This window comes from Acinetobacter sp. (assembly GCF_039596015.1).
Classification (GTDB): Bacteria; Pseudomonadota; Gammaproteobacteria; order Pseudomonadales; family Moraxellaceae; genus Acinetobacter.
Map to the genome: position 1 here is coordinate 1 of NZ_JBCNKN010000005.1, position 19,837 is coordinate 19,837.

The window sequence follows — 19,837 nt, forward strand, 5'->3', positions numbered from 1 at the left end:
ACCACGGGTCTTGAAACTGGCGCATTGTGGCAATACAGCACCGATAGCGGTACGACTTGGACGACAGGAACAGGCAACAGCTTTAACCTGGCAGAAGGCAGCTATACCGCAGGTACCGTACAGATCCGTCAAGTGGATGCCGCGGGCAATGTGGGTAGTGCGAGCAGCTTAGGTGCAGTGACCATTGACCAAACCAATCCAGCGAGCCTGCCACTACCAAGCTTAGCCGTGGATACCGGAAGCAGTAACAGTGACGGCATCAGCAGCAATGGCACGATCCATGTGGATACCACGGGTCTTGAAACTGGCGCATTGTGGCAATACAGCACCGATGGCGGTACGACTTGGACGACTGGAACAGGCAACAGCTTTAACCTGGCAGAAGGCAGCTATACCGCAGGGATGGTGCAAATCCATCAAGTGGATGCCGCGGGCAATGTGGGTAGTACGAGCAAGTTAGGTGCAGTGACCATTGATACAGCAGTTGATGCTAAAGATGATATTAAAAATCTAAATCCAGTGGCTTTGGATAATGAGACCTTAACCACGATTAATGCAAATAATGTCAGTTTGCTTGGGGTTGGTAGCATCATTGACGTGAGTGTTACAGGTAACAATACCAGCTCTGTTGGATTTGCAATTCCACAAAATAGTGCAAATGCAGGCAAAGGTTATGAAGGCGATGTTGTTATTACCGTAAGTCATGATGATTTAGTGGCAGTGGCTGGTGGTATTAATGTGCTGATAGTGGATGCACATACCAATCAAATCATTGAAATAGCAACCAGCAACTCTGGATTAGTTGCAGATGCACTCGGCCTAAGTGTATTAGGTGTTGTAAATGATGGAAATACAGTTGCAGTACACCTGAAGGATTTGCCTGAGGGCGACTATCGTGTGGTTGTACAAGCCAATAGCGCATTGGGTGATTTAGTCAGAGGATTAAATCTAACGGCATTATCCTCTGATGGTGCAGTATTAGGTCAGTCTAATCAGACTTTGATTGTAGACGCTTTAAATACTGCTTTAGGCGGAGGGGTGGTTGCAAACTTAATTACTGGTGGTGTGCTCAATCCATTATTGAGTACTGTGAATGGCTTAACCCTTGATTTAGGTGTGCAACAAGTACTGAATGGTTTAGTTGGAGTACCATTGTTAGCAGGTGTTGTTTTGCCAACAGCTAACAGTTTATTAAGTACGATTTCGACTTATCTTGTTGATAACTTGGCTACAGTACTGTCTAGTACGAATGTAACGATTAATGGTACTCAAAGTCACTACACAACATCACAAGTGACTGGCAATGTGATAAGCGATGCAGATCCTCAAGCGGATGTTCTGGGTTTAATTAATGCGGGTACAATTGTTGCAGTGAATGGTGTTGCCATATCTCAAACAGATGGTTCAACAACGAGCATCGTTGGTCAATACGGTACTTTAATTATTGATAAAAATGGTGCTTATACCTACACCTTGAATGGCGATGCTCATGCAGCAGGGAAAACAGATCAATTCACTTATACCTTGTCGAATGTCGCATCTAGTGATACTGCGGTATTAAACATTAACATTGCTGATGTTATCGCCCCAAATACACCTGTGATTACAAGTGCAGATATTACTGGTTCGATCAATAATAATTCGCCGACCATTACAGGTACAGCCGAAGCCAACAGTACGGTAACTGTTTATGATAATGGCACACCAGTTGGTACGGCACCTGTAGATGGCTCAGGTAATTGGACATTTACACCAACCAGTCCGCTTATTGATGGTAATCATAGCATTACTGTTACAGCCAAAGATGCTGCTGGGAATGAAAGTTCGGCAACTACGGCAGATACATTTGTCGTAGATACGGTCATCAATGCACCTGTCATCACCAGTGATATTCCTGCATTGACCAATAACAAATTGCCAACCATTACAGGTACGGCAGAAGCCAATAGTACGGTAACTGTTTCTGATAATGGTACAGCAATTGGTACGGCAGCTGTAAATAGTTCAGGCAATTGGACATTTATACCGACCAATCCACTGATCGATGGTAATCATAGTATTACCGCAACAGCCAAAGATGCTGCGGGTAACGTAAGTACGGTGAGTGTTGTAGCAGATACATTCACACTAGATACTACACCACCAGCGGTTACCATTTGGGGTGCGCAGGATCATGCGGGTGGAGATACGGGCAACGTATACTCAGGTGTAACCATTGATGACAATGCCCCAACGCTATATGGTGTGGCTGAACCTGGCAGTACGGTGACCTTGAGTCAAGATAGTGGTACGGCAGTGTCTCTGACGACCGATGCCAATGGTAATTGGAGTTATACACCAGCAACAGCATTGACGGCGGGTAATCATAATTGGACAGTGACAGCAACAGATGCGGCAGGCAATGTTGCAAATGATACATTTAATTTAACGATTACGAATGCTACAGCACCTGTTGCTGCAGTTTCTAACAATGCTTTACTAGGTATTCTGAATGCAGATGTTCTTGGGGCTATTAGCTTGGATAAGCAGGTATTTGCCGCAGCAGATCCAAATGATGACTTAAGTACCGTTGAAATCCGATTTGGATCAGCATTGGGGCTAGGTGGTGAAAAATTCAACTTCTCATCTGAGTTGAAGACGTTATTTGGTTACGATGTTCAGGTTCAAACGAGTACGCTATCTGTTCTTGGAATAGGTAATGATGCAGTAATTACGATTAAATCGGCATCTGGGGCAGCACTGGACAATCAGGAAATCAATGAATTCTTGGCATCTGTAACGATGAGTGGTGGCCTATTAGGAGGTGTTCTTAATCTAAGTTTATTGAGTAATTTAAAAGTTACCGCAACAGACTTGGCGGGTCATTCGACTTCATATACTAACGGTACAATCGCTGACGTTGGTGTTCTAAAAAGCCTGCTTAGTGGTACGTCTTCACCAATCGTAATGGGTACAGATAATAGTGAGAGCTTAGGTAACTCAAGTGCATCTAGTAGTCAACATATTTACGGTTTAAAGGGCGATGACACCCTTAATGGTGGTGCGGGTAACGACATTCTACGTGGTGGTGATGGCAACGATATCTTAAATGGTGGTGCGGGTAACAACTACTTAAATGGTGGTGCTGGCAATGATACCTTTAATAGCCTGATTGGCGGTGGTTCTGATACAGCAGTGTATAATGTGCTGAATCAGACCGATGCGACAGGTGGTAATGGTACAGATACATGGAATAATTTCCATGTAGGTAAGGTGGGTACAGATACTGATGCTGACAAAATTGATATTCACAAGTTATTAGATAGCAATGCGAATGCAGGGAATATTCATGATTATGTGAGTATTGTGAAAGATCAGACAGATACGACAAATACGAAGTATGACGTCGTTGTTGATCGTGATGCAGGAGGTGCATTGCCATCTGGGGTATTATTACATCTGGTATTAGATACAGCACAAACATCAGGAAATCTGACAATAGATGAATTAATCAAAAACCAACAGCTATTGTTCTGATAATCTAAATTTTACGATGGAAGAGAGCCTTTGGGCTCTCTTTTTTATGATTAAAAATAATAGGTTAAATGATTTTATAATAAATAATGTGCTATATTGTTAAAGACAAAGTTTCGTGGAAAAACGATGAAAAAAATATGTTTGAATATGATTGTTAAAAATGAAGCACATATTATAAAAAAGACATTGAAAAATATTTGTGATCATATTGAAATTGATACATGGGTGATTTGTGATACAGGTTCAACAGATAATACAATAGAAGAAATAAAACAATTTTTTCAAGAAAAAAATATTCAAGGTGAAATCTATCAGGACGAATGGACAAGCTTTTCCCATAACAGAAATTTAGCTTTGCAACGATGTTCAGGTAAAAGCGATTATATTTTAATTTTTGATGCGGATGATTATTTTGAGGGTGTATTTAAATTACCACAGGTCTTAGAAAAAGACAGTTATTTAATGAATATGAGTAGCGAATCAAAAAGTTTACGTTATCAGAGAAAATTATTATTAAAAAATGATGCTGGTTTTTATTGGCGTAGTGTGTTACATGAGTTTATTGATAACAAAAATCATGGCATAACATTTGGGACAATAGAAGGTGATTACTATGTTGTATCGGGTCGCCAAGGGAATCGGAGTAAACAATCTGATAAATATTCAAAAGATGCTTTAATATTAAAAACAGCATTTGAACAAAAAGAAGATGAAGAACTTTTACCACGTTATGCATTTTATTGTGCCCAATCGTATCGTGATGCTGGAGATATAGATCAGGCGATTCATTGGTATAAAAAACGTATTGAACTACAAAATGGATGGAGTGATGAAATTTATTGTAGTTATATCGAATTAGGTTTATTGCTTGAACGACAAGAAAAAATAGATGATGCAATTTCAGTTTGGTTAAAAGGAGTAAGCCACGATGCAAAACGAACAGAATGCTGGTATCAGTTAGCCCGTATTCATAACTGGAATAAAAGATATGACCTTGCATATTGTTTTGCAAAACAAGGTCGTACATTAGTGTTTCCGCAGGGTAATCGCTTGTTTGTGAATCGAGATATTTATCACTACTGGATTATTTATGAATGGTGTTTAAATTCATTTAAAATCGGGATGATGGATGAATCTTATGAAGCATTTAAATTATTAATTAATGTTGCTCCAAATGATTTAATTAAAAGACTAGAAAGTCAGGTTTTATCGTATCGGGATATGATTTTAAATGATAAAACTCAGTCTTATCTAGAATTAAAAAATAAGCTTAATAGTTTAAATATTGATATTAAAATTTAGTCAGATTAGTTTTTATCGAATAATTTTTATTTTTAAAATGCTATATTGATTGCTATATCATATAGCAATTTTTATGATGGGGTGTTTAAGGTGAATATAAGAAGTGTCTCCATGCTTAGGTTGAAAGTGATCTAGCCCTCATCCTGTATTTCCAGATAGTGAAACAATGAAATTTTATAAAGCAATATATTAATTAAAGGTAATTCATTTTTAAGACTTCTGTATAGATTATTTCATAATAAAAATAGCAAGAAAGAAATGATAAACATTCTAATCTTCGAAATTTGATGGGGAAAATGGTGAAAGGAACTAATTATTAAGCATATTTATATAAAAAAGTTGTTATTTTGTTTAATTGTTAAGCTAATTTAAGATTAAATTAAGTTTTCTACGCTCATTACATTTTATGCTTTAGGTGAAAAAATGGTCAATGATTATGGAGAATCAGATGATGCAAGCTCAAGTAGAGCAGCAGAGTACATCTCGAGTACGTGCGATTTTTAATGTGACAAGCGGCAATTTTTTAGAACAATATGATTTCTTTTTATTTGGCTTGTATGCCAAATTTATTGGTGAGACTTTCTTTAAGTCTGAAAGTGCATATGCTGCTCTGATTAAGACATTTCTGATTTTTGCTGTAAGTTTTTTAATGCGCCCAATAGGTGCATTGGTTTTAGGACCTTATGTTGATCGGATTGGACGTCGTAAAGGCTTAATGGTGACATTAAGTATTATGGCGTTGGGTTCCGTTATTATTGCTTTTACGCCAGGTTATGAATCTATTGGGATTGCAGCAGCGATTTTAATTTTTGCGGGGCGTTTGGCACAAGGTTTTTCAGCAGGTGTGGAACTTGGTGGCGTATCTGTTTATCTTTCAGAAATTGCAGATAAGCATAATAAAGGGTTTATCACCAGTTGGCAGTCTGCCAGTCAACAGGTTGCAGTTATTTTTGCTGCGCTGTTAGGATTTGGTATTCACCAAATTTTTACAGAGCAACAAGTTTCAGCATGGGCATGGCGAATTCCATTTATTGTGGGATGTTTGATTATTCCAGCGATTTTTTATTTACGTGGTAATTTGAAGGAAACAGAAGAATTTACTTCGCGTAAACATCACCCAACTACAAAAGAAATTCTTTCTACATTAGCACAAAATTGGAAAGTGGTTATTGCGGGTATGTTGATGGTCGCAACCACCACCACAATGTTCTATTTTATTACCGTTTATACGCCAACTTATGGTAAAGAAGTTTTACATTTGACCAGTAATCAAAGTCTGATTGCAACGATATTTGTCGGGGTAAGCAACTTTATTTTCCTACCAATTGGAGGAATATTGGCAGACAAGTTAGGGCGTAAAACTATTTTGATGAGCATGACCATCCTGATCTTATTCTGCGCTTATCCATTATTAAGTTGGCTAACGAGTAATATTAGCCTTGCGCATATGCTAGAAGTTTTGTTTATTTTGTCTGTTTTATATAGTTTCTATAATGGTGCACTTGTTGTGACGTTAACTGAAATTATGCCTAAAACTGTTCGTACAGCAGGCTTTTCTGTTGCGTATAGTCTGGCAACGTCTGTATTCGGTGGATTAACACCTGTGATTGCGACTTATATTGTTGGACAAACGGGTAGTCAAAGTGCTCCTGCTTTTTGGCTTATGACAGCAGCAGTGGTGAGTTTAATCTCGACATGTTATGTGTTTATGGTTGCTAAATTGCATACTTCACAGGAAGTTGTTGCTGTAGAGGCTTAAAAGAAGTCTAGAGCGGATGAGTTTTTGGTGAATCAATCATCGATGGAAATTAAATTCGCTTACTTTTAAAGCATAAATTGAAAATTTGGCGAAACAATATGCAGTTGTTTGTTTTTGATTGAAAAATTACTTGATCAAAGATCAGAATCTTTATATTATTTCGCACATGGAAGCGTGGCAGAGCGGTTTAATGCACCGGTCTTGAAAACCGACGAGGGTTCACGCCCTCCGTGAGTTCGAATCTCACCGCTTCCGCCAAATTCTAAAAAGCCCTTGTTTTTACAAGGGCTTTTTTTTTTGCTTGTTTTATTCTGAATAAAACTGGTTTATTACATCGTAAATAAACCAATAAATTAAATATACTCAGAAAAATTATTTATTTGCCATCAAAAACGAAGGTTATCTTTGTGTGACTTTCAGCTTATGTAAGTGCAGAGAATATTAAATGAGTACTCAACCGTTGCTTAAATAACATGTACGGGCAAGTCATGTGCCATCAAGGATAGCGCAATTCCTTACGAGCAGTTATGATGCTTAAAATTGAATTTTGCGGTAAGTTGCACATGAAAATTGTTGCTGATGAAAATCTTGCTTTTACAGATTATTTTTTTTCTGAGCTCGCTGAAATAGAAACCAAACCAGGACGAACGCTAAAACAGTCAGATTTGACCAAATGCGATACATTGCTTGTACGTTCTGTGACTCAGGTGAATCAGACATTATTAAGCCAGACACCTGTTCGTTTTGTTGGAAGTGCAACGATCGGGACTGATCATCTGGATATTGCTTATCTGGAACAAAATAATATTACATGGGCAAATGCAGCAGGGTGTAATGCGCAAGCGGTTGCAGAATATGTCATTACTGCATTACTGCATTTGCAGCCTGAACTTTTGCATGCCGAACAAAACTTTACCCTTGGTATTATTGGGCTTGGCAATGTTGGGCGCAGACTGGCATTCATGGCGGAATTAATGGGCTGGCAAGTGCTAGGGTATGACCCATTTGTACAGCATGAAAATATCAAACAGGTTGAACTCTCTGTCTTGTTGCAACAAGCCAATGCGATTTCTTTACATGTGCCTTTAACGAAAACAGGTGAGTGTCCAACTTATCATCTGATCAATGAACAACGCTTGGCACGCTTATCGCCAAAAGCAATTTTAATTAATAGTTCACGCGGGCCAGTCATCGAAGAAAGTGCATTGATTGCAGACATCTTAAAAACTGGTCGTCAGGTTGTTTTAGATGTTTTTGAGCATGAACCTGTCATTTCTCAAGAACTGCTTGATTTGGTCAGTTTGGTTACACCGCATATTGCTGGGTATAGCTTAGAAGGCAAAGCACGAGGTACACAGATGATCTATGAGGCTTTTTGTCAGCATAATCAAAAAACAGCGAACAAAGACTTTCGGACACAACTGCCAACATGTGCAGATTATTTTACCCATGTGCCATTCAAGCAGGCTTTAAGCCAACACTTAACCCAGATATATGATATTGCACAGGACGATGCTAGCTTGCGTGCTTGTGTGGTTAATGGATTTGTAGATCAACCTGCCTTTGATGCACTCAGAAAAAATTATCCGCTACGCCGGGAATGGGCTGCACATGGAGGGCCTGCTGCATGAGCCAGTCTTACCAACCGACTTGTGATTTGGCCGCATTAAAGGCACGTGCTGAGCTTTATCAACGCATTCGTCAGTTTTTTGCTGCACGTGAAGTCCTTGAAGTTGAAACACCTGTTTTATCGCAGGCAGGTGTAACCGATGTTCATTTGGCATCTGTTGTGGCTAAAAGGCATGTGAATGGTCAATTACAAACACATTATTTACAAACCTCGCCTGAGTTTGCAATGAAGCGTTTACTCGCGAGTGGTAGTGGGCCAATTTATCAAATTTGTAAAGTTTTTCGGGATGATGAACACGGGCGCAAACACAATAGTGAATTTACCATGCTTGAATGGTATCGCCCGCAATTTAGTTTGCAAGATTTGATGCACGAAACAGCAGATTTACTCAATGTATGTCTAGCGGAACGATTTGGTGAACTTCGCCCAGTTGTGCTGAGTTACAAACATGCATTCCAAGACCGTTTAGATCTAAATCCACTACAAGCGACGCTCAAAGAATTAAAAGATACAGCCCATCGGGTCGGGTTAAATCTTGACTTGGGGGATGATCGGTTGGCATATATGGATTTATTATTTTCACATTTTGTTGAGCCAAGTTTAGGATTTGATGCTCCCGTATTTCTAACTGATTTTCCACCTGAAATGGCATCTTTAGCTAAAACTAAACAAGACGATGATGGAGAGTGGGTTGCTGCTCGATTTGAGGTCTATATCGAAGGTCTAGAGTTAGCAAATGCGTATGATGAACTGGTCGATGCGGATGTGCTAAGACAGCGTTTTGATGCGGATAATGCAGAAAGAGAAAAGCAAGGACTGGCTATCATGCCTGTAGATGAGCATTTATTGGCGGCATTGCCACACATGCCTGCTTGTTCTGGTATTGCATTAGGCGTAGACCGTTTATTAATGATCGCTCAAAACAAGCTACAACTGGAAAAAGTCATTACCTTTCCAGCAGATATTGCATAAATGTACCAAGTGCGCATAGTTTTAGGTTATGCGCACTTATTTAGAATATTTAGCAATGTTCATCTGTGATTAATATTGCAGCATGTTTTTTTAATTGAGAAAGGGCATCAATTCGTCTTTGAATTAGCATTTCACCAATATCAGGGCCTTTGATTTCTGCGGGCAAATCTTGTGCCTTAATAGAGCGTACACATTCAATAGCTTTGTGCATATAATCTGCCTGAGGATAGGCGCGATTTTCTAACCCCAAACGACCTTTCGCATCACATTCACACGCCTGAATAAATGCTTCCACACGCTCAGGTTTTCGCAACACATCCAATCGCTGTAGTAAACGCCACAATGTCCCCGGTTTTAATTTTAATGCCTGATGACATTTGAGATGTTCTTTACATACGGCCAAAGCCAGTTGCTTCATGGTTGTCGGGACTTTTAAACGATCACAAATTGTTGTAACAGGTAAAACACCACGTTCTTCATGCAAAATATGTCGAGGTAAAATATCAACAGGGGTGAGTGCTTTTCCTAAGTCATGAACCAACACGGCAAAACGCACATCTAGGCTATAGTTGGCTTGGCAAGCTTGACGTAATGACAACAGGGTATGTACCCCACAATCAATTTCAGGATGAAATTCAGGACGTTGTGGTACTCCAAACAGTGCGTCAATTTCAGGGAATAACACCTTTAATGCGCCGCATTCACGTAAAACTTCAAAATAAACTTCGGCATTTTTTTCCATTAAAGCGCGAGAAGTTTCTTTCCAGACACGTTCAGGTGTCAGGCTATCAAGCTCACCTGAAACCGCCAATTTCTGCATGAGTGCCAGAGTTTCATCTGCAATACGAAAACCATATTCAAAATATCGGGCAGCAAACCGTGCAACGCGCAAAACACGTAGCGGGTCTTCCACAAACGCATGGGAAACATGGCGCAGAATTTTCTGTTCTAAATCACGTTGACCATGATATGGGTCATAAACAATGCCATTTTCATCTTGTGCCATTGCATTGATTGTGAGATCTCGACGGATGAGATCCTGTTCTAAAGTAATTTCTGGGGCGGTAAAAAATTCAAATCCATGATAACCATGCCCTTGTTTGCGCTCTGTCCGTGCGAGTGCATATTCTTCTTTGGTTTCGGGATGTAAAAAAACGGGGAAATCTTTACCAACAGGTTGATAGCCTTGTGCCAGCAGTTGCTCTGGCGTCGCACCAACAACTACATAATCCTTTTCGTGATAGGGGTGACCCAGCAGTCGATCTCTGACTGCTCCACCGACTAAATAAATTCGCATGAAAAAACCTCTATTCTAAAGGCAATCATGCTACAGAATAGAGGTTTACACAAGCCTGTTCAGTGTGCTTTTGTACAAGGTTAAGCTTGTTGTTCCTGTTGGATTTCAGCCACAGTCAAAGCAGTCATATTTACCAAACGACGAGTCGTTGTTGTCGGGGTAAGAATATGAACTGGTTTCGCTGCACCTAATAAAATAGGCCCAATCGTGACATTATTTCCTGATGTTGATTTTAACAAGTTGAAGGAAATATTTGCCGCATCAAGGTTAGGCATAATCAACAAATTCGCTGAACCTTTGAAACGTGAATTTGGGAATGCAAAATGACGAATGCTTTCGTCTAATGCAGCATCACCATGCATTTCACCTTCAACAGCCAGCTCAGGTGCTTGTTCTGCAAGTAGGCGATAAACTTCACGCATTTTTTGCGCACTTGGGTCAGATTCATTGCTACCAAAGCTTGAATGTGACAACAATGCAACACGTGGTTCGATACCAAAACGACGTACTTCAGCAGCCGCTAAAATGGTCATTTCAGCAAGTTGTTCAGCCGTTGGGTTGGTATTGACATAGGTGTCGGCAATAAACAGATTACGGTCTTCAAGCATCAATGCGTTTAGCGTAAAGAAGTTGTTCATATCTTCTTTTAGACCAATTACATTACGCACGAAGTCAAGGTGAATGTCGTAGCTACTGTATGTACCACACAACATACCATCTGCCTTACCAAATTTAACCAGTAAAGAGGCGATTAAAGTTGAACGACGACGTGCTTCACGTTGCGCATATTCAATGGTGATACCTTTACGCTGCATTGTATCGTAGTAGTCTTTCCAGAATGCTTCGTACAATGGATTTTGTTCTTGGTCAACGATTTCAATATTTTGACCATTCACTAAGCGTAAGCCTAATTTTTGAATATTTTCTTCGATAACTTTGGTGCGACCAATTAAAATTGGATGTGCAATGCCTTCATCTACAACAACTTGCGCAGCACGTAATACACGAACATCTTCACCTTCGGCATAGGCAATACGTTTTGGTGCACTTTTTGCCTGAGCGAAAATTGGTTTCATGATAAACGCAGAGTTATAAACGAACTCTGAAAGTTGTTGATGATACGCTGCAAAGTCGGCAATCGGTCTGCTTGCAACACCTGAGTCCATTGCAGCTTTTGCAACAGCAGGTGCAATTTCCAAAATAAGACGTTGGTCAAGCGGGCGAGGAATAATGTAGTCACGTCCAAATGCTGCTGATTTTTCACCATAGGTTGCAGCATCAGCTTCGACATGTGCCATACGCGCAATTGCGTGGACACAGGCGATTTTCATTTCTTCATTAATGGTTGTGGCACCGACATCTAACGCACCACGGAAAATATAAGGGAAACAAAGCGCATTGTTCACTTGGTTTGGATAGTCTGAACGACCTGTCGCCATAATCACGTCTGGACGTGCTGCATGTGCATCTTCAGGTAAAATTTCAGGATCTGGGTTCGCCAAAGCAAAGATAATTGGATTTTCAGCCATTTTCTTCACCATATCTTTGGTGAGAATACCTGCTGCAGAAAGCCCAAGGAACATGTCCGCGCCATCCATAACCTCATGCAATTGGGTTTGAGGGATGTCTTGTACATATTCTTTTTTAGAGTCGTCCAGACCTTCACGTGAAGTGGTTAACAGACCACGCGAGTCAGCGACAGTAATGTTTTCTCTTTTTGCGCCCAAAGCACGAAGAAGATTTAAACAAGAAAGTGCGGCTGCACCTGCACCTGATGCAACAATTTTAATATCTTCAATTTTTTTGCCAGTCAGAATTAATGCATTGAGCAATGCTGAACCGACAATGATACTTGTTCCGTGTTGGTCATCATGGAATACAGGAATCTGCATGCGTTCACGCAATTTTTTCTCGATATAGAAGCATTCAGGCGCTTTAATATCTTCCAGATTGATCCCACCAAAGGTTGGTTCTAATGCAGCAACAATATCGACAATTTTGTCGGGATCATTTTCTGCAATTTCAATGTCAAAAACATCAACCCCAGCAAATTTTTTAAAGAGAACGCCTTTACCTTCCATAACAGGTTTTGACGCTAATGGCCCAATATTCCCTAAACCTAAAACAGCAGTACCATTACTGATCACAGCAACAAGATTACCGCGCGCAGTATAACGGGCTGCCGTTGATGGATCACGTGCGATTTCTAAACAAGGCTCTGCAACACCAGGCGAATAAGCAAGAGCGAGGTCACGTTGGTTACTTAATTGCTTGCTAGGTGTAACACTGATTTTACCAGGGCGTGGAAATTCATGATAATTCAGCGCTTGTTGTTTGAGTGTTTGATCGTCCATTTGTATCCCATATACGACAGGTGATTCCAGATCATCAAGGGATGATCTGGTAAAAAATTTAATCGAATATAGCATTAGTTTTTAAGTTCGCACAGTTCAAAAGTGCTTAATTTTTTATATGTATAATGGTATTTCTATAAATTATTGTGATGAAGGTGAAGAATTTAGATGATTAGTGAAATAAATCAGGGTTTAGGCTGATCATCTCACTTTATTTTAGGGCTAGGCAATATAATTAAGGATTGAAAGCGCGACAACGGGAGCGGTTTCAGTTCTTAATACACGTTCACCAATACACCAGTTTTGAAAACCAGCCTGATTGGCTGTTTCAATTTCTGCTTCACTTAGCCCACCTTCAGGGCCAATCAATAATGCGACCTGAGCAATTTGAGTTGCAGAAAGTTGTAATGCCTGTTTATTGGGTGCTAAAACCAATTTGGTTTCAGGCAAAGGTTGGGCAAACCATTCATTTAAAGAAATCGGGGGAAGGATTTGTGGAACTCGATTCATTCCACACTGTTCACAAGCGGCAATGGCAATGCTTTGCCAATGATCTAGTTTTTTTTGATCGCGGTCGTATTTTAAGCGCATTTCACAGCGGTCACTGGTCAGTAGTTGAATTTGCGCAACACCGAGTTCAGTGGCTTTTTGGATGGCATAATCCATACGGTCGCCTTTACTCATGACTTGCCCAAGCAGGGCCTGAAAATGAGGTGTTCGGTCATCGGCTTGGAAAGATAACACACGAACAAAGGCATTTTTTTTATTGATTTCATCGAGTTCAACGAGGTATTCACCCCCTTGTCCATTAAATAAAATCGCTTGTTGCCCCAGTTGTGCGCGAAGTACTCGAACCCAATGATGAAATACGGTTTCAGTGAGCATGACACGTTCATTCACGTCCAAAGCTGTTTCTATATAAAATCGATTACTCATAGGGTTCGGAACTCTTTATAACAATTAAGCCAGACCGAGGTCTTTAACAAGCTTACGGGTTGGATCTGTGGTGTTCATTGTATAAAAATGCAAACTCGGTGCACCACCTGCAATGAGTCGTTCGCACAGTTTTACAACAACCTCATGCCCAAATGCCTGAATACTTTTGCTGTCATCGCCGTAACCTTGTAATTGTTTACGAATCCAGCGTGGTACATCAGCGCCTGTGCCATCTGCAAAACGAATAAGATTGTTTGCATTGGTAATTGGCATGATGCCTGGCGCAACAGGAATATCAACCCCTTCTTTTTGAAGACGTTCAATAAAGTAAAAATACGCATCTGGATTAAAAAAGAATTGGGTGATGGCTGCATTTGCCCCCGCTTGTGCTTTTTCAACAAAGCGTTTGATATCGGTGTCAAAATTTTCAGCTTGTGGGTGCATTTCAGGATATGCCGCCACTTCGATATGAAAATAATTGCCCGAATGTTCACGGATAAAGCGAACCAAATCTTGTGCGTAAGGCAATTCACCTAAGCCGACCTGACCCGAAGGTAAGTCACCACGCAATGCCACAATGCGGTCAATCCCTTGAGATTTGTAGAGATCTAGAAGCTCGGCAATACGGTTTTTATCATCACCAATACATGAAAGGTGTGGGGTAACTGGAGTGCCTTTACCATTAAAATCTGCAATTGCGGCCAGTGTACGTTCACGAGTTGAACCACCAGCACCGTAAGTAATGGAGAAAAACTCGGGATTAAGCTGTTGTAACTCTTGATGAACGAGTCGTAATTTTTCTGCACCCGCATCAGTTTTAGGTGGGAAAAATTCAAAAGAAATAGGAACGTGCTTGGTCATATCCAAATCCATTTTGAGTACATTTTAAAGTCATAAAAAAGGGCAGAAGGTTTTACGTTCTGCCCTAATCTGTCTTAGTATTTGTAAGCGTCAGATTTGAATGGACCTTCAACAGGTACACCGAGGTATTCTGCTTGTACTTGCGTCAATTGAGTCAGTACACCACCAAAACCAAGTACCATTGCCGCAGCAACTTCTTCATCTAGTTTTTTCGGTAATACTTCTACACGAATATGCGCTTGTTTTTCAGCAGCAGGCAGGTCAGCAAATTTTTCTTGGAACAAGTGAATTTGACCTAGAACTTGGTTGGCAAAAGAACCATCCATCACACGTGAAGGGTGACCTGTTGCATTTCCAAGGTTAACCAAACGACCTTCAGAAAGAAGAATCAGATAGTTGCTTTCGTCTTCTGAACGATAAACTTGGTGAACTTGAGGTTTTACTTCAACCCATTTGTAACCACGTAAATAGTTGGTGTCAATTTCAGTGTCAAAGTGACCGATATTACAAACAACAGCGCCTGCTTTTAATGTATCCAGCATTGCAGAGTCACAAACGTGGTAGTTACCCGTTGTCGTCACAATGAGGTCTGTGTTTTGAAGCAAATCAAGATTGATGTCTTCTTTTTTACCTGTTTGAACACCGTTTTTATATGGAGAAACGACTTCGTAGCCATCCATACATGCTTGCATTGCACAAATTGGGTCAATTTCAGTTACACGTACAATCATGCCTTCTTGACGAAGTGATTGAGCAGAACCTTTACCTACATCGCCATAACCAATGACAAGCGCACGACGGCCAGAAAGAAGCATGTCTGTACCACGTTTGATGGCATCGTTTAATGAGTGACGGCAGCCGTATTTGTTGTCGTTTTTAGACTTGGTTACAGAGTCGTTGACGTTAATTGCTGGAACTTTGAGTGTGCCTTCTTTCCACATTTCAAGAAGACGAGCAACACCTGTAGTTGTTTCTTCAGTAATACCGTGGATACGTTCTAAAAGGGTAGGGTATTTTTCATGAACAACAGCAGTTAAGTCACCGCCGTCATCTAAAATCATGTTGGCATCCCAAGGTGTGCCATTTACATTGATTTGTTGTTCTAAACACCAGTTATATTCTTCTTCTGTTTCGCCTTTCCAAGCAAAAACAGGAATACCACGTGCGGCAATTGCTGCTGCTGCATGGTCTTGAGTAGAGAAGATGTTACAAGATGTCCAGCGAACTTCTGCACCTAATTCAACCAATGTTTCAATTAAAACAGCAGTTTGGATTGTCATGTGGATACAACCCAAAATTTTTGCGCCTGCAAGTGGTTTTGCCGCAGCATAACGCTTACGCAAACCAATTAATGCTGGCATTTCAGCTTCTGCAAGTTTGATTTCTTTACGGCCGTAATCAGCAAGTGAAATATCGGCAACTTTATAATCTGTGAATGAAGCATTAACCGCGTTCATCAGGATCTCCTAGGGAAAAAATAGTATGGATCATTCTGTTCGCGGATGCCGTTGTCTTGCGCAGCAATGCTGCTTACATCGAGCCTGGCAAATTTACATTTATATGCCTGTAAATTGTTGCAGCATCCCTCGACTAACGCAACATTGTACTTGGAAAAGCTTTTAGTGCCAATGCAGTTTTGTTTATTATCTGCCTAATTATTTCTTTGGATTCAAACGATGGCGTTAAATATTCCCCAATCTTTGGTCAATCTTGACGCAAACTGTGGTGTTTTTGCAGTCTGGATGGTGTTACAGCATCATGGTGTGAACATGGATATTGCTGAGTTGGTAAAAATATGCCGTCATGACGATGGTGATGGTACATTTACGATTGCTTTGGCGGTTGCACTCAAAAAAATGGGGTTTGATGTGTCATTTCATTCAGATCAAGACCCGAATATTGATGCCATAGAACGCATGAGCTATAGAGAAGCCAAAGCATTAAAGATTCCAGTTCAAGCTGCACTGAGTTATCAAGAAATTCAAACCGCGATTTTGAATGGAAAAATGGTGATTGTTTATTACGATACTTTAGATGATATTGGAAATCAGTCGTTAGTGTATTCTATTGATTTAAAAGAAATTTGTTTCTTTGATAATTTTGAGCCAATGCCTGCGGTTGTTTTTGAAAAACAACGCAAGGCAGAGGGGATTTGTCGACAGGCAATCGTGATTGGTGATCATGATTTACATATTCATTCGACTAAATTGAACTAAATTTGGCCTTGAAACCTTACTCGGTTTGATTCAAAGCTAATCTAAGAAATAAAAACATGATGTGATGTGGTCATAAAAATTATCCAATAAAAAGTGAATCACGGAGGATTCACTTTTTAACGACTTTTAAGATTAATCGATTTTGGGATGCTGTTTCGCCAAATGATCGCGTTTGGCTTGAAGCTCCTCAATTTTAGAATCGATTTGCTCAATTTTTTGCTCTAAATTATCGTGATATTGTTCAAGTAATTCTTCTGCCTCTTCAGTGTCTACCGCAATAGGTGTCGCACCTTTGAGTGGCAAATTGGCTGTTTCTTTTAAATAAACTGCGGTGATAATACCGAAAACACCAAAAAACATCAGATAATAGGCTGGAACCATAATGTTATGGGTCATTTCAACTAGCATTGCGGTAATGGTTGGGGTTAAACCCGCAATAACCACCGAAATATTAAAAGCAATGGCTAAAGCACTGTAACGAATTGCTGTTGGAAATAAGGCAGGGAGTGTCGATGCCATTACGCCAATCAGCATGTTTAAAGATAAAGCTAAAACCAATAGTCCAAGAAAAATTAACAGGACATTATCTGAATCAAGCAATAAAAATGCAGGATAAGAAAATAGGAGAAGTGCTGTACTTCCTGCAAAAATGAAAGGACGACGTCCAATTTTATCGCTCAACATACCAATGAAAGGCTGAACAAATAGCATCCCGATCATGACGGCAATAATAATTAAAACCCCATGATTTTCTGGATAGCCTAAGTTATGTGAGAAATAACTTGGGAGATATGTGAGTAACATGTAGTAGGTGACATTTGTACAGAGCACTAGACCGACACAAACCAGTAAGCTACGTTTATGTTGTTTAAAAATTTGTTTAAAACTTGCTTTTTGTGGTTGTGATGTCGTTTGTTGCATTTCACTATGTGCCTGAAATGCAGGTGTTTCATCTAGTGCATGACGTAAATATAGACCAATCATGCCTAAAGGTAAGGCAAGAAGAAAGGGAATACGCCAACCCCATTCTAAAAATCTATCTTCACCAATTGAAAAGTTAATCAGTGAAACGACACCAGCACCGACGACAAAACCAAGAATCGAGCCAAAATCAAGCCAACTCCCCATAAAGCCACGTTTACGGTCTGGTGAGTATTCCGCCACGAAAATGGCTGCACCCGCATATTCACCACCAACGGAGAAACCTTGTGCAATTTTGACAATCAATAATAAAATCGGTGCCCATATCCCAATCGTTTCATAAGAGGGAATTAAGCCAATTCCAAAGGTACTGATTGACATAATAATAATGGTCATGGCAAGAACTTTTTGCCGACCATACTTATCCCCTAGAACCCCAAAAAATAAGCCCCCAAGCGGTCTAAAAACAAAAGGAATAGAGAAAGTCGCAAGTGCAGCAATCATCTGCACACTTGGTGATGAGTGAGGAAAGAAAATTTTACCTAAAACATAGGCAACATAACCATAAACACCAAAATCGAACCATTCGATGGCATTGCCAAGAGCGGCTGCCCGAATAGCTTTTTTGGTCTTTTCATAATCGACAATTGCAATATCATCAATTTCTAATGGTTTTGTTTTCCTTTTAAATGTGCGCATTTACAATTCCTTAAATGCAATGTTTCAGACAGATGCTTTAAGTTATAAAATCTCTGTTGCGACATTGTTTACAAGTTTTTAAAATGCGATATTTAAATTAATCTTTTCCAAAAAGTGATCATAAACTCAATGTTTGATTTTATAATCTTTTTTGAAAAACTATAAATATCAATGAATTAATATTTTATGCCGAATATGGAATTTGGTATGTTGTGCGATTATGGAAGAAATGTTGGTTTCTTTTTTTAGTTATGTAAAATTATTATATTAAATTATAAAATTATGTTAGTAAGCAAGGTGATCAAAAAACCCTCTTCGTAAAGAGGGCTTGGTTTGAGCTTAAAACAAGATGAAATTAAGCTTCAATGGTTTGTACATTAATTTTTTTCGCCGGGTCTGCTTTGCGACGAACTTCTGGAACAGGTTCACCATAATATTGACGGTCTGCAAAGTAACTTGAACGAACCATTGGTGCTGACCAGATATTTTTAAAACCAAGTTTGCGACCATGTTCAGCATAGCGTTCAAACTCTTCTGGCGTTACAAAACGGTCAATTGGTGCATGGTTTTTAGATGGCTGTAAATATTGACCAATCGTGACATAGTCAACGCCATGCGCACGTAGATCATCAAGCAGAGAAATCACTTCGTCTTCGTTTTCACCAATACCAACCATCAGACCACATTTTGTTGGAATCTCAGGGCAGTATTCTTTAAACATTTTAAGCAGGTTCAATGAGTGTTGATAATCTGAACCTGGACGCATTGCTTTATAAAGGCGTGGTACAGTTTCAATATTGTGGTTAAACACATCTGGCGGGCATTCAGTCATGATGCGTAATGCAATATCCATACGCCCACGGAAATCTGGAACCAAAATTTCAAGGAGGGTATTTGGACTGAGCTGGCGTGTTTCTTTAATACAATCTACAAAATGTTGTGCGCCACCATCGAGTAGGTCATCTCGGTCTACAGAGGTAATCACTGCATATTTGAGTTTTAGATTGGCAATGGTTTCTGCCATGTGGCGAGGTTCATCTGCATCTAAAGCGTTTGGACGACCATGTGCAACATCACAGAATGGGCAACGACGTGTACAGATGTCACCCATAATCATGAAGGTTGCAGTACCCCCACCGAAACATTCGGGTAGGTTAGGACAAGCAGCCTCTTCACAAACGGTATGCAGTTTTTGAGCGCGTAAAGTTGTTTTAATACGTTGCACTTCTTCAGGTGCGGTCATTTTAACCCGAATCCAGTCAGGTTTACGCGGCACTTCAACCGTAGGAATCACTTTAACAGGAATTCGGGCGACCTTTTCTGCGCCACGTAGTTTGACCCCCTGTTCAGGTTTACGGTTACTTGTCATATTCA

13 protein-coding genes and 1 tRNA gene are annotated in these 19,837 nt (G+C 40.0%); 7 read left to right on the forward strand and 7 right to left on the reverse strand.

Annotation, left to right across the window (positions count from 1 at the left end):
• The 6 genes from ABDV70_RS06720 to epmA all read left to right on the forward strand — a co-directional run.
• Nucleotides 1–3,516 (forward strand): Ig-like domain-containing protein (locus ABDV70_RS06720; RefSeq protein ID WP_343596459.1); only part of this gene is annotated, 3,516 nt, incomplete at its 5' end.
• Between the two features lie 126 nt (nucleotides 3,517–3,642).
• Nucleotides 3,643–4,818, forward strand: a complete 1,176-nt coding sequence (locus ABDV70_RS06725; protein WP_343596461.1) for a glycosyltransferase — start codon at nucleotides 3,643–3,645, stop codon at nucleotides 4,816–4,818.
• A 451-nt stretch (nucleotides 4,819–5,269) separates the two neighbouring features.
• Nucleotides 5,270–6,577: an MFS transporter gene (locus ABDV70_RS06730; RefSeq protein WP_343596764.1), complete on the forward strand. Its 1,308-nt coding sequence runs from the start codon at nucleotides 5,270–5,272 to the stop codon at nucleotides 6,575–6,577.
• A 168-nt stretch (nucleotides 6,578–6,745) separates the two neighbouring features.
• A tRNA-Ser gene (locus ABDV70_RS06735) sits at nucleotides 6,746–6,835 on the forward strand.
• A 305-nt stretch (nucleotides 6,836–7,140) separates the two neighbouring features.
• A complete protein-coding gene (locus ABDV70_RS06740) occupies nucleotides 7,141–8,208 on the forward strand; it encodes a 4-phosphoerythronate dehydrogenase (protein WP_343596463.1) in 1,068 nt (355 codons plus the stop codon).
• Nucleotides 8,205–9,179 carry an EF-P lysine aminoacylase EpmA gene (gene epmA, locus ABDV70_RS06745; protein ID WP_343596464.1) on the forward strand — a complete coding sequence of 325 codons (975 nt, stop codon included), beginning with the start codon at nucleotides 8,205–8,207 and terminating at the stop codon, nucleotides 9,177–9,179. The genes ABDV70_RS06740 and epmA overlap by 4 nt, the downstream gene beginning before the upstream one ends.
• Nucleotides 9,180–9,228: 49 nt before the next feature.
• On the opposite strand, the gene ABDV70_RS06750 is transcribed toward epmA, so the two are convergent.
• The 5 genes from ABDV70_RS06750 to ahcY all read right to left on the reverse strand — a co-directional run bounded on the left by ABDV70_RS06750 (nucleotide 9,229) and on the right by ahcY (nucleotide 16,084).
• Nucleotides 9,229–10,476 carry a multifunctional CCA addition/repair protein gene (locus ABDV70_RS06750; protein WP_343596466.1) on the reverse strand — a complete coding sequence of 416 codons (1,248 nt, stop codon included), beginning with the start codon at nucleotides 10,474–10,476 and terminating at the stop codon, nucleotides 9,229–9,231.
• 80 nt (nucleotides 10,477–10,556) lie between these two features.
• Complete coding sequence (locus tag ABDV70_RS06755) at nucleotides 10,557–12,830, reverse strand: NADP-dependent malic enzyme (RefSeq protein ID WP_343596468.1); 2,274 nt, start codon at nucleotides 12,828–12,830, stop codon at nucleotides 10,557–10,559.
• A gap of 222 nt (nucleotides 12,831–13,052) precedes the next feature.
• Nucleotides 13,053–13,766 carry a 16S rRNA (uracil(1498)-N(3))-methyltransferase gene (locus ABDV70_RS06760; RefSeq protein WP_343596470.1) on the reverse strand — a complete coding sequence of 238 codons (714 nt, stop codon included), beginning with the start codon at nucleotides 13,764–13,766 and terminating at the stop codon, nucleotides 13,053–13,055.
• Between the two features lie 24 nt (nucleotides 13,767–13,790).
• A complete protein-coding gene (metF, locus tag ABDV70_RS06765; RefSeq protein ID WP_343596472.1) occupies nucleotides 13,791–14,627 on the reverse strand; it encodes a methylenetetrahydrofolate reductase [NAD(P)H] in 837 nt (278 codons plus the stop codon).
• Nucleotides 14,628–14,701: 74 nt separating this feature from the next.
• A complete protein-coding gene (gene ahcY, locus ABDV70_RS06770) occupies nucleotides 14,702–16,084 on the reverse strand; it encodes an adenosylhomocysteinase (RefSeq protein WP_343596473.1) in 1,383 nt (460 codons plus the stop codon).
• Between the two features lie 219 nt (nucleotides 16,085–16,303).
• Between ahcY and ABDV70_RS06775 the strand changes: the two genes are divergently transcribed.
• Nucleotides 16,304–16,843 (forward strand): cysteine peptidase family C39 domain-containing protein, encoded by a 540-nt coding sequence (locus ABDV70_RS06775; RefSeq protein ID WP_343596474.1) that lies wholly within the window; start codon nucleotides 16,304–16,306, stop codon nucleotides 16,841–16,843.
• 132 nt (nucleotides 16,844–16,975) lie between these two features.
• Here ABDV70_RS06775 and proP read toward each other — a convergent pair whose 3' ends face one another.
• Both proP and lipA read right to left on the reverse strand, forming a co-directional pair.
• Nucleotides 16,976–18,463 carry a glycine betaine/L-proline transporter ProP gene (proP, locus tag ABDV70_RS06780; RefSeq protein WP_343596475.1) on the reverse strand — a complete coding sequence of 496 codons (1,488 nt, stop codon included), beginning with the start codon at nucleotides 18,461–18,463 and terminating at the stop codon, nucleotides 16,976–16,978.
• A 355-nt stretch (nucleotides 18,464–18,818) separates the two neighbouring features.
• A complete protein-coding gene (gene lipA / locus ABDV70_RS06785; protein ID WP_343596477.1) occupies nucleotides 18,819–19,832 on the reverse strand; it encodes a lipoyl synthase in 1,014 nt (337 codons plus the stop codon).
• Between the last annotated feature and the right edge of the window lie 5 nt (nucleotides 19,833–19,837).

Coding starts and splice junctions, on each gene's coding strand:
- ABDV70_RS06725 (WP_343596461.1), top strand. CDS start 3,643: ATGAAAAAAATATGTTTGAATATGATTGTTAAAAATGAAGCACATATT.
- ABDV70_RS06730 (WP_343596764.1), top strand. CDS start 5,270: ATGCAAGCTCAAGTAGAGCAGCAGAGTACATCTCGAGTACGTGCGATT.
- ABDV70_RS06740 (WP_343596463.1), top strand. CDS start 7,141: ATGAAAATTGTTGCTGATGAAAATCTTGCTTTTACAGATTATTTTTTT.
- epmA (WP_343596464.1), top strand. CDS start 8,205: ATGAGCCAGTCTTACCAACCGACTTGTGATTTGGCCGCATTAAAGGCA.
- ABDV70_RS06750 (WP_343596466.1), bottom strand. CDS start 10,476: ATGCGAATTTATTTAGTCGGTGGAGCAGTCAGAGATCGACTGCTGGGT.
- ABDV70_RS06755 (WP_343596468.1), bottom strand. CDS start 12,830: ATGGACGATCAAACACTCAAACAACAAGCGCTGAATTATCATGAATTT.
- ABDV70_RS06760 (WP_343596470.1), bottom strand. CDS start 13,766: ATGAGTAATCGATTTTATATAGAAACAGCTTTGGACGTGAATGAACGT.
- metF (WP_343596472.1), bottom strand. CDS start 14,627: ATGACCAAGCACGTTCCTATTTCTTTTGAATTTTTCCCACCTAAAACT.
- ahcY (WP_343596473.1), bottom strand. CDS start 16,084: ATGAACGCGGTTAATGCTTCATTCACAGATTATAAAGTTGCCGATATT.
- ABDV70_RS06775 (WP_343596474.1), top strand. CDS start 16,304: ATGGCGTTAAATATTCCCCAATCTTTGGTCAATCTTGACGCAAACTGT.
- proP (WP_343596475.1), bottom strand. CDS start 18,463: ATGCGCACATTTAAAAGGAAAACAAAACCATTAGAAATTGATGATATT.
- lipA (WP_343596477.1), bottom strand. CDS start 19,832: ATGACAAGTAACCGTAAACCTGAACAGGGGGTCAAACTACGTGGCGCA.